At 76.4% G+C, this 16,523-nt stretch carries 8 protein-coding genes and 2 pseudogenes; 2 read left to right on the top strand and 8 right to left on the bottom strand.

The window, feature by feature from the left end; translation table 11 throughout:
- Window positions 1-168 precede the first annotated feature (168 nt).
- The 7 genes and pseudogenes from A3862_RS24375 to A3862_RS24350 all read right to left on the bottom strand — a co-directional run bounded on the left by A3862_RS24375 (window position 169) and on the right by A3862_RS24350 (window position 14,474).
- A complete protein-coding gene (locus A3862_RS24375; protein WP_111474049.1) occupies window positions 169-2,109 on the bottom strand; it encodes an SWIM zinc finger family protein in 1,941 nt (646 codons plus the stop codon).
- A gap of 9 nt (window positions 2,110-2,118) precedes the next feature.
- Window positions 2,119-3,249 (bottom strand): VWA domain-containing protein, encoded by a 1,131-nt coding sequence (locus A3862_RS32455; RefSeq protein ID WP_111474048.1) that lies wholly within the window; start codon window positions 3,247-3,249, stop codon window positions 2,119-2,121.
- Window positions 3,246-6,713: a DUF4132 domain-containing protein gene (locus A3862_RS24365; RefSeq protein WP_236961480.1), complete on the bottom strand. Its 3,468-nt coding sequence runs from the start codon at window positions 6,711-6,713 to the stop codon at window positions 3,246-3,248. Before A3862_RS24365 ends, A3862_RS32455 begins: the two co-directional genes overlap by 4 nt.
- Before the next feature lie 281 nt (window positions 6,714-6,994).
- Window positions 6,995-7,135, bottom strand: a pseudogene (locus A3862_RS32190) (WGR domain-containing protein); the annotation flags it as partial.
- Between the two features lie 14 nt (window positions 7,136-7,149).
- Window positions 7,150-11,019 (bottom strand): DUF4132 domain-containing protein, encoded by a 3,870-nt coding sequence (locus A3862_RS32450; RefSeq protein WP_043756549.1) that lies wholly within the window; start codon window positions 11,017-11,019, stop codon window positions 7,150-7,152.
- Between the two features lie 48 nt (window positions 11,020-11,067).
- Window positions 11,068-13,368: a DUF5682 family protein gene (locus A3862_RS24355; protein WP_043756551.1), complete on the bottom strand. Its 2,301-nt coding sequence runs from the start codon at window positions 13,366-13,368 to the stop codon at window positions 11,068-11,070.
- Window positions 13,365-14,474, bottom strand: coding sequence for an ATP-binding protein (locus tag A3862_RS24350; RefSeq protein WP_043756553.1), 1,110 nt, complete (start codon window positions 14,472-14,474; stop codon window positions 13,365-13,367). The genes A3862_RS24355 and A3862_RS24350 overlap by 4 nt, the downstream gene beginning before the upstream one ends.
- A 624-nt stretch (window positions 14,475-15,098) precedes the next feature.
- Between A3862_RS24350 and A3862_RS24345 the strand changes: the two genes are divergently transcribed.
- The gene (locus tag A3862_RS24345; protein ID WP_043756556.1) at window positions 15,099-15,383 is read left to right on the top strand and encodes a hypothetical protein; all 285 of its coding nucleotides are present in this window, start codon (window positions 15,099-15,101) and stop codon (window positions 15,381-15,383) included.
- 111 nt (window positions 15,384-15,494) lie between these two features.
- Window positions 15,495-16,004 carry a hypothetical protein gene (locus A3862_RS31855; RefSeq protein WP_193376733.1) on the top strand — a complete coding sequence of 170 codons (510 nt, stop codon included), beginning with the start codon at window positions 15,495-15,497 and terminating at the stop codon, window positions 16,002-16,004.
- Window positions 16,005-16,028: 24 nt separating this feature from the next.
- Here A3862_RS31855 and A3862_RS24335 read toward each other — a convergent pair.
- Window positions 16,029-16,178, bottom strand: a pseudogene (locus tag A3862_RS24335) (methyl-accepting chemotaxis protein); the annotation flags it as partial.
- Window positions 16,179-16,523: the final 345 nt, after the last annotated feature.

Raw genomic sequence — 16,523 nt, 5'->3', positions numbered from 1 at the left:
GCCGGACGAACGGGATGGCCCAGGCCTGGGCGACGATCGACGGATCCGCGCATTCGGGCTCCTCACGCAACGATCGGGACGGGACGGCCGGCGAATCACGGCGCCCGAAACCGCGGCAAGCTGCCCCAGGGCGCCGGATGGGGCAACCGCGTCCCCACGATTCCGTGATCAGCCCTCCGCCGGCCCGGGATCATCCCGCATGGCGGCGACCCAGAGGGCAGCCCGGGCGAAGGGATCGGGCTCCGCGCCCGGGGGGGCCAGGGCGGCGGCGAGGAAGGCCGAGAGCCGCGCGGCGGTGGCGGGATGCCCCGCCGCCGCGAGGCGCGCCACGAGGTCGGCCCCGCCGGCGCGGGCGTTCGCCGCGAAGGCCCGCCGCCCGGCATGGAGGGCGTTCGCCAGGAGTGCCGCCGCCTCGTCGAGGAGCGTGGCCGGCCCCAGGTCCGGTGCCGGCGGGATCGGGTGGCCGGCGCCGTCCGGGGCGGCGAGGTCGGGCACGACGAGCCGGTCGACCGACACCGACCAGGGATCGCAGACCAGGGACCCATCGGCGATCCGCACCGGGCCGGCGACCTGCCGCACCGGTCCCCAGCGCCCCGAGCAGGCGCCCGCGAGGGCGTCCAGGGCGTGCGGCGCGGCGGGGTCGTAGGCGCGGGCGAGATGCAGCGTGCCGCCCGCCTCCGGCAGTTCGACGGCGGCCTGCCACGTCTGGGCGCCCGGTGCCCAGGCCTGTCCCAGGACCGCGTCGACGGGGAAGACGTGGAAGGCCTCCAGCCGGTCGCGCGGCCGCAGGAAGGCCGGCGGCCGCTCGGCCAGACGGCGCAGGATCGACGGGACGTCCCGCGCCGCCAGGGGGGCCGGCACGGTCACGCGGGCGTCCCGCGGCAGCAGGGCCGTGCGGCCCTGCGCGCCCCGGCCGAGGGCGAGGAGCCCGTCCGCCCGGCGCCGGGCGACGCTGGTCAGGATCTGGCCCTGGCCGGTGCCCGAGACGGACAGGCCCGATCCCAGGAGCCGCCCGGGCAGGCTGCCGACGAAATCCACCTCGGCCTCGCCCGGCGCGAAATCGCGCTCCAGGGCCAGGAGCGCGCCGGTATCGGTGTCGGCCAGGGCCACCCGGGCGCTGGCGCCGCGCCCGCGGGCGAGGAGCCGGGCGCCCAGGGAAACGAGGCGCGTCCTGCCCATGGCGGTCTCGTAGGGCTGGCCGACGCCGAGGGCGGCCTCCCCGCCCCGGACGCGGCCGAGGAGTTCCGTGGCGAGCGCCAGGACCACGGCCGCGTCGTAGGCGGCGTGACGCCCGGCATAGGCCGCGAGTTGCCCGGCCAGGTCCGCCTCGGCCAGCAGGATCTGCGTGGCGCCCCGCCTCTCGGCCGCCCGCCGCAGCCGGACGAGGGCGGCGTCGTGGGCTTCCGGACCGGATACCACCCCGGCCTCCAGCAGGCCGGCGACCACCCGGTCGGCGGCCTCCGCGAGGCCCTCCTCCGCCGGCCCCGCCTCCGCTCCGGCCGGCGCCGCCCCGCCCAGGCGAATCTCGGCGGCGCCCCCGGCCGCCCGGAAGGCGCGGATCGCCAGGGCGACGTGGGCGCAGCCGCCCCCCGCCGCGCAGTCGCAGCGGGCGTAGCCGACCGCGTCGGGCACGAGGAAGCGCACGGTCGCGGTCGGGAGCCGCGCGGCCGGGACGGCGCCGCGCTCCAGCCCGACCGTGATCCCACCCGCCAGGAGGCGCCGCAGCTCCGCCGCCGCCGCGCCGCCGAGCCCCGCCTCGAAGGCGGCGCCGTCGAGGCTGCCGGGATCCCAGGCGACCGCCGCGGGTGCGGCTGGCTGCGCCGGTCCATCCGCGACCGCCGCGGCCCGGTAGGCGACGACGAGGGCGACCCGGTGGCGGCACATCCCGCTCGCCGGGCAGGTGCAGCTGGCCTCGCCCGGGGGCCGGCCGGGGCCGAGCCGCGTGACCGTGCCGTCGGCGAAGCGCGCCTCGACGGTGCCGTCCTCGGCCTCCGCGAGGGCGGGCCCCTGGCCGGCGGCCACCTCGCGCTGCGCGCGCTTCACCAGGCCGGCATTGGCGAGCTGGACGAGGCCGTCATCCGTGAGGGCGCGGAGGTCGGGGCGGGCCATCGCCGCGGCTCAGCTCCGGATCGCGGCGGCGAGCCAGCCGGCGAGTTCGCCGGGCGTCATCGCGGCGATCTCGGCACCGGCCGCCACGAGCCGCTGGGCCATCGCCCGGTCGTAGGCGGGCCGGGCCGCCGAATCGAGGGCCGCGAGCCCGAGCACGCGGGTGCGCTGGCCGGAGAGCGCCCGCACCTGAGCGACCAGGGCGGCCTCGCTCGCGCCCTCGTAGAAGTCGGAGACCAAGACCACGATCGCTCGCTCCGGCGCCGCGATCAGGCCGGCCGCGTAGCGCAGGGCCCCGCCGATATCGGTGCCGCCGCCGAGCTGGATCTTCATGAGCAGCTCGCAGGCGTCGTCGCAATCGCGGGTCAGGTCCACCACCGCCGTGTCGAAGGCGACGAGATGGGTGCGGATGCCGGGGAGCTTCCACAGGCAGGCGGCCATCACCGAGGCGTGGATCACCGAATCGAGCATCGACCCGCTCTGGTCGACGAGCAGGATCACCTGCCAGGGCCGCATCTGCCGCCGGTTCCGAGCGAAGAAGTGCAGCCGCTCGACGGTGATCCGCCGGCTCTCGGGATCGTAGTGGCGCAGGTTGTCGCGGATCGTCCGGTTCAGGTCGAGGTCGCGGGCGCCGGGCAGGCGCGTGTGCCGCCGCCGGTCGAGCACCCCCGAGAACGCCACCGCGAGGTCCCGGGCCAGCCGCTCCATCAGCTGCCGCACCACCTCCTGGACGAGCTTGCGGGCCATCACCAGCACGTCGGGCGCCATCAGGTGCTTGGTGCGCAGGACCGCCTTCAGCAGCGTCTCGTTCGGCGCGACCCGGGCCAGCACCTCGGGGTTCGTGACCACGTCGTCGATGGCGTAGAGCTCGATCGCGTCGCGCTCCAGCCGCTCGATGGTCTCGCGGGGGAAGAGCGTGTGGACCGCGTTGATCCAGCCCGGCACCGTCAGGGTCGAGCCCTCGCGGCCGCCCTGGCGCCGCTCCCCCCGCGCCGTCCCCTCGGCGTCGCGGCCGTAGAGCCAGTCGAGGGCCTGATCCATGGCGGCGGCCTCCCCCGACAGGGCGCAGCCGGCCCCCGCGCAGGCGGACTCCGCCGCCTCGCCCAGGATGAGCCGCCAGCGCGTGACGGGGTCGAGGCTCACCGCAGCCGCGTCCCGGCGAGGAGGCTCGGTCCGCGCAGGAGCTCGCTCGCCGTCACCGGCGCGAGCGCGCCGAAGGTCCGCTGGCCCGGCTCCGTCCGGTTGCTCCAGGGCGAGCCGAGGGTCAGGTCGCCGAGGGTCTGCTCCCGGTCCTCGAACTCCACCGCGCCGGTGAACAGGCCCTCCGAGAAGATCAGCGAGGCCTGGCCGGCGGCGCCCCCCGGGAAGGTGACGGCGCGCTCGATCCACCAGACCACACCGCCATCCTGCGGTGACCCGAGGGGCCAGCCCTTCGCGGCCATGCCGCGCAGGCGGTTGGCCTCCACCACTGTCCCGGCGAAGCGGCTCGTGGTCGATGCGGCCGCCTCGGCCTCCGTGAAGGCGTAGGTCTCGCGGGCGAGCTGCGGGAAGGGCTGGACGATCTCGTAGTCGCCGAACAGCGCCCCCCAGGCGGCCAGGGCCCCGGGGTCGAGTTGCAGGGGATGGACGAGGCCGATCAGGCCCGGGGCCGCCCCGGTCAGGTCGAGGTCGAGCGGCGCGTCGTCGGCATCCGTGAAGGTCAGGTCCTCGGCCACCCGGAAGGTCAGGCCCGGGCCGGTCCGCGGGTCGGCATCCGCGAAGGTGGCCCAGACGAGGCGCTGGGCGAGGTGGCGCACGAGCGGGTGGGCGGCGAAGCAGGGGCCGAACACCGTCGGCTGGACCCGGCGGGCGCCGGCGAGCATCGCCTCCAAGCGGGCCACCTGCAGGCTCGCCACGGCCCGCGCGTCCTTCTTCAGGGCACCCCAGCGGGCCACCGCCGCCGCGGCCTTGCCGGCATCGTCGGCCTTGGCGGGCTTGGGCAGGTCCTTGAGCCTCTGGCCGGCGGCGTCCCGGACCCAGGGCTTCAGGGTCTCGTCGAACCCGACCCGGAAGCCGCGGGGGCCGAAATCGAGGTCGAGGCCGCCGCGCTCGTCGAGGTCGAGGTCGGGGGCGAGCCGGTCGGCCAGCTCCTCGGGGGTGAGGCCGCGGGCCTCGGCGAGCTGGGCGATCTTCTGCCGGGCCTTCTCCTGGAGCCCCTTGAACTTCAGCTTCTCGGCGATGCCGTTGAGGTTCATCAGCGCGACGTCGGTGCCGATATCGACCAGCACGTCGAGTCCGGTGACCGCGCGGGCGTGGGCGGCCTCGCCGGGCCAGCGGCGGATCAGGCGGGTCAGGTCGCGGGCCGTGGCGTCGGTGCCGAACCAGCCCAGCGCGCGCAGGGCCCAGCCGTCCTTCGAGGGCGTCCCGGCGGCGATCCAGGCGGAGAACAGGTCCCACGCGAAGGCCGCGAGGCTCGCCTCGGTGCAGGCCTCGCGGACCATCGGCACGCCGGCATAGACGGCGTCCGGGTTGGTGAAGGACAGCATCTCGCAGAGGGTCAGGATCGCCGCGTCCGGCAGGGCGGTCCCGTCCCGCAGACGCGGGCGGGTCAGCATGGACGGCACGACCCAGGCGGGCGGCTTGCCGACCTTGGCGGGGACGCGGGCGAGGGGATCGCGGTCGAGCACCTGCGCGACCGCCTCCGTCACGTCCGGTGCCTGGTCCGCGTAGCGCGCAGCCACGGAAGTGATGATGGCGCGGCCGTCCGCCCGGTCCTGCGCCAGCACGCGCAGGGCGTGCTCGCCAGCGTCGCGCAGCGCCCCGGGCCGGCCCACGGCGTCGGGCAGCAGGCGGATGAGGGCGGTCTCGGGATGGCGGCGCAGCCACGCCAGGGCCGGCTCGCGGGCCTTCTTGAGCTTCGTGAGGGCGCGGGCGGCAGGCACGGCGAGACGGCCATCGTCCACCGCCAGGACCGCCGGCAGGAGCCCGACCGGATCGGCCTCGACCAGCCCGACGAGACCCGGCATCGCCCGCTCGCCGAACCGCGAAAGCATCTCCCACACGATCTCCGGCCATTGCGAGACGTGGAAGCATCCCGCAACGACGCGCGACTGGGCCCAGAGGGCGAGCGCCAGGGGTTCGGGCTGCCGCTCCAGGCTGCCGACCAGTTGGCGATAGGGCGAGTTCGCCCAGTAGCGGCAGGCCTCGTCGATCTGGGCGACGCGGGCGGCGACCCAGGCGATCAGGGCCGGCGGGTCGTCGCGCGGCGGCTCGGAGAGCGGGGGCGGGATCCGGCTCCAGCCCTGCGTCGGATGGGCCAGCTCGGCGGCCGTGACGAAGGCCGGCAGGGCCTCCAGGCCATTGAGGGTCACGGCATTCCGCTCCCGCCAGTAGCTCGGCGCCACCTCCGGCACCGCATGCGCGAACGGCGTCGGCAGCGGCGTGAGGGCGAGGACGAGGTCGTCCCGGGTCCGGGCCTTGGCCCGCCAGGGCGGGTCACGCAGCACCCGCGGCCAGGCGGCGGGCTCCGCGAGGGGCACGGCGCGGGCCTCCGCCAGGGCATCGAGGATCCCCCCTCCACGCCCGCCCGACGCCGCGAGCCAGCCGCGGACCCGGTCGATCCCGTGGATATCGAGCGCCCGGTTCACCCGGGCGCGCAGGGCCGGCTCCGATCGGCCGCCCGCGAGGGCGGCGAGGCAGCGGGGCAGGATCGCGGCGGGATCGGCCTCCAGTGCCGCGTCGAGGGCCGCCGCGACGGGCTTCTCGTGGAGATGGGGCAGCAGGGCCGGCAGCGCGCCGGCCTCCCCCGTCGACAGGATCGCCAGGGCGACCGTCCGGCGCTGGTCGTCGGTGGCGTAGTGCAGCAGCCAGTCGAGGGGCGGCAGGGCCGGCTGCCCGGCGGCGCGGGCCACCGCCAGCAGGGTCGCGGCCGCCTCGGCCGCGTCGACGGCGCAGTAGACGAAGTAGAAATGGTAGCTGCGCTTGGTCCGCCAGGGCGCCACCGCGTCCGGCGGCGCATCGGCGAGCAGCGGCACGAAGGCCGTATCGGCCGTCACGTCGATCCCCGCGGAAGCGGCGGCTTCGAGCACGGCGCGGGGCTGGAGCGGGTGCGGGGCGGGCCGGTCGTCGGCCAGGATGAACGCGCAGGCGCAGGCCGCCGGCCAGTCGTGATCCTCGGCGATCCGCGCATTCAGGAACGCGACCGCGGCGTCGTAATCGGCCTCCGGGGCGTGCACCAGGGCGGCCCGCAGGGCGAGGTGGAGCGGCTCCGCCCAGGACAGGCGCTGGTAGGGGCGCGGCGTCTTCGGGGTCGGGCGGCGCCGGTCGGCCAGCCGGGCGACGGCCTCCGTCCCGCCCCGGGCCACGGCGTAGCGTAGGATCGCCTCCAGCGCCCGCCGCAGGATGGCGTCGCCGGTGGCGGCCCGGGACGGATTTCCCTGTCGGCGCGCCTCCGCGGCGTCGACGATCGCGTCCAGCCAAGCGGCGAGGCCGTCCCGGTCCGGCGGCGCCCCGGCGAGGCGCGCGGCCTCGGCATCGCCGAGCGCGGCCGCCAACGGCGCCGCGATCGCCCGCCAAGCCTCCGCCGCGTCCGGGCGCGGACCGGGGCGCAGGCGGGTCGGCAGCGGCACCGCCTCGAAGACCGCGGCCGGGTCGGGGGCGGGACGGGCTCCGCCGGGGCAGCCGGCGGGGGCTCGGCGGGCGGCGGGGCGGCCGGCTCCGCGGCCCGCTCCGCGGCTGGCTCGACAACCGTCTCGCCGGCCGGCCCGGACGCCTGCGCCGGGGCGGGCTTCCTGGCGGCGGCGGTCGGTGCCGGGGCGGACGCCGCGGCCGGGGCGGGCGCCGCTCCGTCGGCGCGGACGTAGCCCTTGGCGGTCTTTTCGCGGACGAGCTTGTCCTTTTCCTTCACGGCCGCGGCCGCATCGGCGCAGGTCTTGTCCTTGCTCTGGCCCTGGGTGCCGAGGCGCCCGAAGCGGACGGTGAGCGTCGGGCCGGAGACACCGACCTCCCAAAATTTGGCCGCGCTGCCCTCGACCAGCTCGTAGCGTTCCATGGGCTGTCTCCCTCTCACGCGTCGCCGGCGGCGGCGAGCAGGCTCGGCGTGCGCAGGACCTCGCTGGCGGTCACCGGATCGAGGTCGCCGAACCGGTGGGTCGCCGCGGCGCGCCAGCCGGTCTCGGACAGGGTCAGGGTCCGCAGCGTCTGGATCCCGTCGCCCTCCGGGCCGGGCCGGTGCCAGAACCCGTCCTCGAAGCGCAGGACCGCGACGAGGCGGGTTCCGTCGGGCAGCGCGACCGGCCGCTGCACCGCATGGACGTGCTCGCCACCGGTGTCGGTCGACCAGCCCTGGGGCCGCAGGCCGCGCAGGCGGCGGCCGCCCACCCGGATTCCGTCGAAGCGCAGGGTCTCGGCGCCGCCCCGCTCGGCCTCGGTGAACGCGAAGGTCTCGCGGGCGAGTTGCGGGAAGGGCTGGGCGATCTCGTAATCGGCGAACAAGCCGCTCCAGGCCGCCAGCGCTTCCGGGTCGAGGTGCAGGGGATGGACGAGGCCGACCACGCCCTCGGCCGCCGCGACGTCGAGGGCGAGGGCGTCGTCCGCGGCGTCGGTCGGCGAGAGATCCTCCGCGAGGCGGAAGACGTGCCCCGGCGGCGTCGCGGGCGCACCGTCCGGATAGAACCCCCAGACGAGGCGCCCGGCGAGGTGGCGGATCAGCGGGTGGGCGGCGAAGAACGGCCAGAACACCCCGGGGGCGACGCGGCGCTGGGACGCCAGCATGGCCTCGAGCCGGGTGACCTGCAGGCCGGCGGCGGCTTCCGCGTCCTTGCGCAGGGCCGCCCAGTGCCGGGACGCCGCCTTGGCGGCCTCGGGATCGTCCGCCTTGGTCGGGCGGGGCAGGGCGGCGAGCCGCCGGCCCTCGGCGTCGCGCAGGACGGGCTTCAGCGTCTCGTCGAAGCCGACCCGGAACCGGCGCTCCCCGAAGGACAGGTCGAGCCCGCCCCGGGCGTCGAGGCCGAGATCGGGGGAGAGCCGGTCGGCGAGGTCGACCTCGTCGAGGCCGCGCGCCTCGGCGGCGTCGACGATGGCGGCGCGGGCAGCCTCGCGCAGTTGCAGCAGCGGGCTCTTCTCGGCGATGGCGCTGAGGTTCATCAGCGCCACGTCGGTGCCGATCCCGGCGAGCACGGCGATGCCGGCCCGGCCGCGGGGCTTCAGGCCGGCCTGCCCCCAGGCGCGGATCTGACGGGTGAGGTCGCGGGCGGCGTGGTCGCCGCCGATCAGGGCCAGCGCCTGCAGGGCCCATTCCCCCGTCGCCTTGGCGCCGGCGGCGATCCAGGACTGGAACAGCGCGACCGCGAAGGCGTCGAGGCTCTCCGGCGTGCAGGCGGCGCGGACCTGCGCGACGCCCGCGTAGGGCGTCAGTGGGTCCGAGAAGGCGAGCATCTCGCACAGGGCGGTGACGGCGGCGTCGGGCAGGGCGCCCCCGCTCCGCAGGACCGGGCGGGGCAGGGCGGCGGGGACCACCCAGTCGGGGAGCTTCGGCGGCTTGGCCGGCACCTGCTCCAGCGGGTCGCTGTCGACCCCGGCGGCCACCGCCTCGGTCACGCCGGGATCCCGCTCCGCATAGGCCGCGACGGCGGCGTCGAGGGCGGCGCGCCCCGCGGGCTCGGCGGCGAGGAAGCGCAGGGCCGCGTCGGCGGCGTCGCGGTCCGGGCCGGCGGGCCCGAGGGTCTCGGGCAGGAGCCGCAGCGCCGCGGTGCGGGGATGGGCGCGCAGCCACGCGGCCGCGGCCGGCCGGAGCTTGCGGGTGCGGTGGAAGACCCGGGCGGCGACCGGGGCGAGGTCGGCGGCGTCCACCGGCTCGACCTCCGGCAGGAGCTGCGCCGGATCCGCCGCGACGAGGCGGACGAGGCCGGGCACGGCCCGCTCGCCGAAGCGGGACAGCATCACCGCGATGGTGCGCCGCCACGCCACGTAATGGGCGCGCTGCGGCCCGGTCTTCTCCCACAGCATCAGCGCCAGGGGCTCGGGCTGCCACCCGACCATCCGGAACCAGGGCCCGTAGTTGAAGTAGAAGAAGCCTGTGAACTGCTCGCGGGTGAGGTCGAGCCGGCGGTCGAGCCAGGCCAGGGCCGCCGCGGGATCCGCGTCAGCGGCGGGCACGGGCTCGGCCGGCGGCGGGATCGGCATGTCGTAGAGGGCCTCCGCCTCGGTGGCGCGGATCCGCGCCGCGAGGTCCGTCATGGCCTCCACAAGCGTTCCGGCCTGGAAGTAGAAGGTGCTGCGGTCGAGGGCCTGCTCGGGGTCGAAGCCGTGCGCGAAGGGCGTCGGGATCGGCGCCACCACCCGTTCCGGCCGGGCGCGCGCGGCCCCGCGCCGCCGCCAGGGCGGGTCCCGGAGCACGGGCGGCAGGGCCTCCGGCGCCGCCTGCGGCCCGCTGCCGGCGGCGAGCAACCGGTCCAGGCGCCCCGCGCCCCGGCCCCCGTCGGCCGCCGCCCAGGCGCGGGCGGTCTCATGTCCGTGGCGCTCGGCGAGCGTGACGACCCGCGGGCCGAAGGCGGGCTCCCCCTTGCCATGGAGCGCCCCGAGATAGGCCCGCAGCATCCAGTCGGGGAAGGCCGCGTCTGCGGCGTCGAGGGCGTCGCGGACCAGCTTGGTGCCCACGAAGGGCAGGAGGGCGTCGAGGGCGTCGGCGGCCCGGGTCTCCAGGAGCGCCCGGGCGATGAGCGTGCGCTCGGGGCCGACCGCTCCCTCCAGGAGCCAGACGAGGGCGGGGGTGGCCGGCTCGCCGGCCGCGTCGGCGACGGCGATCACCGTGGCGGCGGCCTCCTCGGCCCCGACATCGCAGGTCGCCAGGGTCGCCCGGTGGAACGGCGCGGCGTACCAGGGCGCGGCCTGGCTCGGCGGCAGGTCGACGATCAGCGGCAGGGCGGCGTGGGAATTGCCGTAGGCCTTGGGATCCGGCGGGTCGCAGCGCGCGAGCACCGCGCGGGCGCAGAGGGCATGGTCGGCGCCGGGCCGGTCATCCGCGAAGACCGCCGCGAGCCAGCGGGCGAGGGTCGGCTCCGGCTCCGCGGCGGCGAGCCGGAGGGCTGCCTCCAGGGCCTCCGCGTATTCCGCCTCGGGGGCGGCGGCCAGGGCGGCCCGGATGCCGAAGGCGGTGGGCATGTCCCAGGCCGAGACCGGCAGGGAGCCGTACCGGCCGGAGGGGCGGGGCTGCAGCCGGTCGAACAGGGCCACGAGCGTCCCGGTGCCGGAGCGGGCCACGAGCCAGCGGGCGAAATGGGTGAACGCCGCCCGGGCCGCCGGCCCCTGCGGTCCGGGCTTGGCACCCCAGAGGCGCTGGTTCAGCGCCGGGCAGGCCGCCTCGAGCTGCTCCAGCCAGTGCCGGGCCTCGGCGTGGTCGGGGGCCGGCGGCGCGCCGTCGAGCCGGGAGGCGAGGGCCTCGGCCGGCGCGCGGGCCTCGTCGGGAGCGGTTTCCAGCAGCGGGCGGATCCGCGCCGCGAAGGCCGCCCAGTCGGCGGCGGCGTCGAGGGGCGGGCCGGGGCGGGTGCGCGTGGGCAGGGGCGTGCCGGAGAAGATCGGGGCGCCGCCGGTTGCCGGGGTGCAGCGCGCCTCCGCCCGGGCGGCGGGGGCGGGCGAGGCCTCGGCGGTTTCGGAATCGGCGGCCCGGGCAACCGTGGCCTGGGCAACCGTGGCCTGGGCTGTCGCCCCGGCGGCCGAAGCCGGTGCGGCGTCGCCGGCCGGGCGATAGCCCTTGGCGGTCTTCTCCCGCACCAGCCGGTCGAGCTCGACCCGAGCCGCCTGCGCGCTCGCGAAGCTCTTGGTCTTGGACTGCCCCTGCGTGCCGAGCCGGCCGAATCTCACGATGAGAACGCTGTCCTCGGTCCCGGCCTCCCAGAACTTCGCCGATGATCCCGCCGTCAGCTCGTAACGCTGCATGCAGTCCTCTCCCCCGTGGCGCGGCGGTAAAATTTTCCTTGTCGCGTCTCAGGTCAACCCGTAGCGGGCGAGCCGCGCGGCGACCCGCGCCTCGCGGGACAGGGCCTCGGCCTGATCGGCCGGGCGGGCGCGCTGGCGCATCCAGGCCAGGGCCTCGACCTCGGCCCGTGCCTCGCCGAGGCCGCTCCGGCGCAGGATCGCCACGGCGATGCGCTCACGCTCCCGGGGCGGGAACCACGCGAAGGCCATCCGCAGGGACGGCAGCGCCCGCAGGAAATCCTCATCGCCCCAGGCGGCCACCAGCCCCTCGACGGAGGCCAGGGTGGCGTCGGCGGCGATCTCCTCGCGGGCGAGGGCGAACAGGCCGGCGAGGAAGTCGCCCAGCGTCGCGGGCAGGCCGAAGCGGCGCAGCCGGGACAGGGCGGCCTCCGGGTCCGAGCCGGCCGCGCCGCAGGCGACCCGGAAGCCGAGGGCCGCCCCCGCGAGGGCCGGGGGCGTCTCCGGGTCGGCGAGGCGCCGGCCGAGCATGGCGGCGAAGGGCCCGCGCAGCTCGTCGAGGCCCGCAACCTCGGCGCCGACCTCGCGGAACAGGTCGCGGCAGGCGAGGAGCAGCGGGATGGCGCCGAGCCCCGCGCGGGGCTCCCGGATGCCTTCGACGACGAAGAGCGCCCGGGCCGCCAGAGCGGCGCAGAGGCGGGCGAGGGCGGGCCGCGAAGGCGCGAAGGCGTCGCCGAACCGATACAGCCGCACGATCCCGGCCCCGGCGGCGCCCAAAGCGGCCACGTCGTGTGCCGCCGCGATGCCGGCGCTCAAGCGGGCCAGCAGATCGCCCTCCAGGGTCAGCCCGGCGAACAGCGCGTCGGACAGGGCCCCGGTGAGAACGGCGAGGGAATCCGGCGCCGCCTCGACCCGGGCGGAGATCCGGGCGGCGGCGGCCATCTCCAGGGTGCCGCCCCAGAGCGAGGCCTCGATCAGGGCGCCGAGCCAGTGCGGGTGGCGCACGAGCGTGAAGCGCTCCCGCGGCAGGCCGGGCTCGGCGCGGTCCGGCCCCTCGCGGGCGATCCCCGGCAGCCCGAGCAGCGCCAGCCGGTGCAGCAGGTGCGCCCGCGCCCGGTCGCCCGGCTCGGCCCAGTCGAGGTCGATGCTGCGGCGCGCCGGCCCCGGCTCCAGATCGGCGGCGCGCAGACGCTCGGCGACGTCGGCCACCAGGGGCGGCTGCCGGGTGCCGGGAGCGAGGCGTCCCTCGCGCCGGCCGGTGAGCGCCCGCAGCATCGCGGCGAGCGCGGGGTGGCCGGGCGCGGCGCCGCCGGCCGCCCAGGCGGGCGGGCGGTCGAGGGCGTCCTTCACCAGGGCGGCGAGGGCCGCGTCGATCAGGTCGGCGCGCAGGATCGCCGGATGGGCGCGCAGCCGGGCGAGGGCCTCGGCATGGACCCGCCAGGCGATGCGGTCGGCGGTGGAGACGACCTGCCCGGCCTCGCGCAGGGCCGCGGTGATCGCCGTCATCGCCCAGTCGGCCGCGGGGGCGAGGCCCGCCTCGGCCACGCGCTCGTAATAGCCCGGCGCCGGCATGCCGGCCGCGTAGCCCGAGAACCGGTCGAGCCGGAGATAGGCGTAGGGCACCACGTAGCTGCCGGTGCGCAGGTCCGGCTCCGGCGGCACCGGCTCGGGCCGGGTCCCGTCCGCCTGCGCGGCGTGGCGCCGGACGGCGTCCGCGTGCCAGCCGCCGCAGACGAGGACCACCGGCCGGTCGCCGGCCGCCCGCAGGGCGTGGGCCGCGTAGGCGCCCATGAAGCGCTCGCGGGCCGCCTCGGCGGGATCGTCCGTGCCCGGCGGGCGCAGCAGGGCGAAGTAGCGGTCGAGCCGGGCCGGCAGCTCCGCCTCGGAGGCCGCCTCGGCGAGGACGTCCCAGAGGGCGTCCTGGTCGGCGACGCCGAGGGCGGCGGCCAGCGCCCGCTCGGCGGCCTCGGCGCGGGCCCCGTGCGGGTCGGCGTAACGGTTGGCGCGGCGTCCGAAGGCCGGGTCCCAGGCCGGCAGGTCGCAGAACAGCGTCTGCGCACCCACCGCCCGGCCCGCCTCCAGCGCCTGCCATTCCGGCGAGAAGGCGCAGAACGGCGTGTAGGAGGCGGCGCTGCCGGTCGCATCCGACCGGAACGAGAAGATCGCCACCGGCAGGTCGTGGCCGAGGGCGAGGTCGGGCAGGTGCGGGTTGAAGTCCACCGGACCCTCGATCAGCACGAAGGCCGGCCGCAACGCCGCGATCCTGCGCCGGACGAGCCCGGCGCAGGCCGGGGAATGGTGGCGTACGCCGATGACGGTCAGGCGGCCGGAATCCGGCGCGGGACCGCTCATTGCGGGGTGAGGAGGTGCCGCGCCGCGTAGAGCTGGCGCCACGCCGCGCCGGAGCGGCGGCTGACGCGCTGGTCGAGATAGCGGCGCAGGCGGGCGAGATCCTCCGCGTCGTCCTTGGCGGCGGTGCCGGCGAGGCAGGCGACGATGTCCTCCGGCTGGCCGGCATCGCCCCGCAGGAAATGGCCCTTCACCCCGATGGCGTGGGCGACGCTGACCGCCTCCGCGGTGCTCATCACGGAGGAGAGCCGCTCCATGCCGGTGCCCTCCGTATCCACGGCCTCGCGCAGCTCCCGGAAGCAGGTCACGAGGAGTTCGAGCACCTCCGGATCCGGGCTGCGGGGCACGCCGGAGCGGGCCAGAAGCGCGGTGGCCTCGCGCTGCACCAGGGCGAGTTCGGCCTCAAGATCGGCGATCGGGAACACGGTCTCGAAGCCGAACCGGCGCTTGAGGGCCGCCGACATCTCGTTCACGCCCCGGTCGCGGGTGTTGGCGGTGGCGATGAGGTTGAAGCCGTCGCGCGCGTAGACCATCCCGTCCGCGTCGGTGAGTTCCGGCACGGCGAGCACCCGGTCGGACAGGACCGAGAGCAGGCTGTCCTGCACCTCCAGCGGGCAGCGGGTCAGCTCCTCGAAGCGGACGATCCGCCCCGCGCTGAGGCCGGTATGGAGGGCGCCCGGCACCAGGGCGCGGGGGCTCGGCCCCTCGGCGACGAGCAGCGCGTAGTTCCAGCCGTAGCGGATCTGGTCCTCGGTCAGCGACGCACCGCCCTGGATCGTCAGGGTCGAGCACCCGCTGATCGCGGCGGCGAGGAGTTCCGAGAGCAGGCTCTTGGCGGTCCCGGGCTCCCCGATCAGCAGGAGGGCGCGCGAGGTCGCCAGGGTGACCATGGCCCGCTCCACCAGCGCGGGCGCGCAGACCACCTTGGCGGGGGTCGCGCCGTCACCGCAGATGAAGCGCCGCACGGCCTGGAGCGAGAGCTGCCAGCCGGGCGGCCGCGGCGCCGAATCCTCGGCCCGCAGGCGGGCGAGTTCCGCAGCGTGGACGTCCTCGGCCGGGGGTCTCTGACGCGCCTCGCGATCGCCGCCCGCCCGCACCGCCTTCGCCATGCACCCGTCCCCTGCCGTCGCGCCGATCCTGTCGGCGTGTCCTGCGATCGGCAGAGCATGCCCCGGCACGGGCATGTCTCTCAAGCGCCTCCGAGCATCTCCAAGCATTGGTGGCCCAGCGCATGCGTACGGCCGGCCCGCACGGCACCGGACGGGCCAGAACGGATGTCTTTCCGAGAGCGTCTACATCGACACCAAGCACAACGTCAGGATCGCGATCTCGAAGACGATCCAGCCACCGAAGACGACGACCAGCTCCCAGTCGGTTCTCTCTTTGGTCTTGGCCAAAGCGTACATGTTCGACCTCCTCGCGCAGCCCGAGAGGCCACAAGCGAATTCAGTCACCACGATAGGACGCGACGTATACGAATATTCAATCAGATTTTGCCGTGGATTGCAATTGTTCGAACCCGCCCAAGCCCGAAGATAAATCAATACATCACTCCGCGAAACGCGCGCCGCGCCTTCTCGGACGCGGAAATATTGCATCGCAGCAAGTATTTCCCCGCAGGCCCGGCGCTCGCGCAACCCCGATCCCGGGAACGTGAACGGGATCCGTCCGGCCGCGTTGCTCCCGACAGGCCCGGTAGAGGCAGCCTGGGGAAGCGTTCCGAGGATTCGCACATGAAGACGTTGATCAGCCTGACCGTCGCGGGCCTCCTGGCGACGGGCGCGGCCGCCACGGCCGCGGAGAATACCGGCCCCCGCATGCAGGGCTCGCCCAATGCGGCCGGCTATACGGGCAAGGACGAGACGGGGAAGGGCGCAACGACGGGGACGACGACCGGATCACCGGGCTCGGAGATGCCGCAACAGGACGGCCGGATGAAGGGACCGCCGAATGCGGCCGGCTTCCAGCCGGGCGGCGACAAGGCCGGCGGCGCGGCCGGAGCCCCGGACCGTCGCTGATTCGCCTCATGCCGGGGCGGGATCCGGCCCACGATCCCGCCCCTGAAGCCGGAGCCCCAGCCGCGACAGGCGGGGGCGGCAACCGGACGGGCCGCGCAATGCGGCGGCCCCATGGAGCACGGCGCGCGCAACGATATCCCCGCCACGGCGACGGCGATCGAAGGGCGGGGCCGCGATGGCCCAGGTCGAGGCGGAGCCGGTCGCAGGGCCCTGACGAAGGCCGTCGACCTGCCGGAGACGCCGGGATTCGAGGACGGCGGCGCCGTCCCCCTGCGCGCCCGGGCAGCGAACGTTCTGCTCGTGAAGCCGTCGCGGCACCGCGGCGGCGCACCGCGGCGGCATCGCGGCGGCATCGCGGCAGCATCGCGGCAGCAGCATAGCCGGGACCTGTGCCGCTGCGGCGGCCCCGTCATCCAGCCGTCATCGGGCCGGCCTAGGGCGGCGCCTCCCGCCCACCCGACCGGCTGTACTCACCTGATGGATTGGTCCGACCTGCCCGAAGACATCCCCCCGTCGTCGGCCGCCGACGCGAGCCGGATGCGGCTGTACATCACCGTCGGGCTGATCGGCATGGGGGCGCTCGGCATGGTCGGCGGGATGCTGCACATCCTCCCGGCCTGAGCGAGACCGCCGCCGCCCCGGCCCGGCCCGTTCGGTCGCCGCCCGGATCGCGGCGATCCGGCCGCCGATCTCGTCCGTCGTCCGGGCGGTCTGTCCGGCGGTCACCTTCACCGCCGCGGCGACCACGGCGAAGCCACGGCCCGCCTCACCGGCGCGGGCGGCCTCGATCGGGGCGACGCCGCATCATTCAGCGAACCAGGATCGATCCCACGCACCAGACCGGCGCCCCCCTGCCGCAGGAACCGGAAGGTCCCGGCGGGCGGTGCGTCGCAGCGCGGCTCCATCGGCTGGACGACGCTGCCGCCGGGCCGGCGGCAGGCTACCGGACGGGATCGGGCAAGGCTGAAGCCGCAGCGCCGGGGAGGCGATCCCGGCTGCTTCCATGCGGATCGCCCGATGGCAGCGCCACGGGAGGTGCCCTGAGAGGCCGGGATCGACACCCGCGGGTGCCGCTGCCGAATCCCGGAGGTCATCGCGGCTCCAGAGCGCCCGCCGGAGCCGGGGCACGCGGTTCGGAGC

The sequence above is a fragment of the Methylobacterium sp. XJLW genome (assembly GCF_003254375.1).
Classification (GTDB): domain Bacteria; phylum Pseudomonadota; class Alphaproteobacteria; order Rhizobiales; family Beijerinckiaceae; genus Methylobacterium; species Methylobacterium fujisawaense.
Note: the sequence above shows the minus strand (reverse complement) of the source record. Positions and strands in the feature narration are given on the sequence as shown.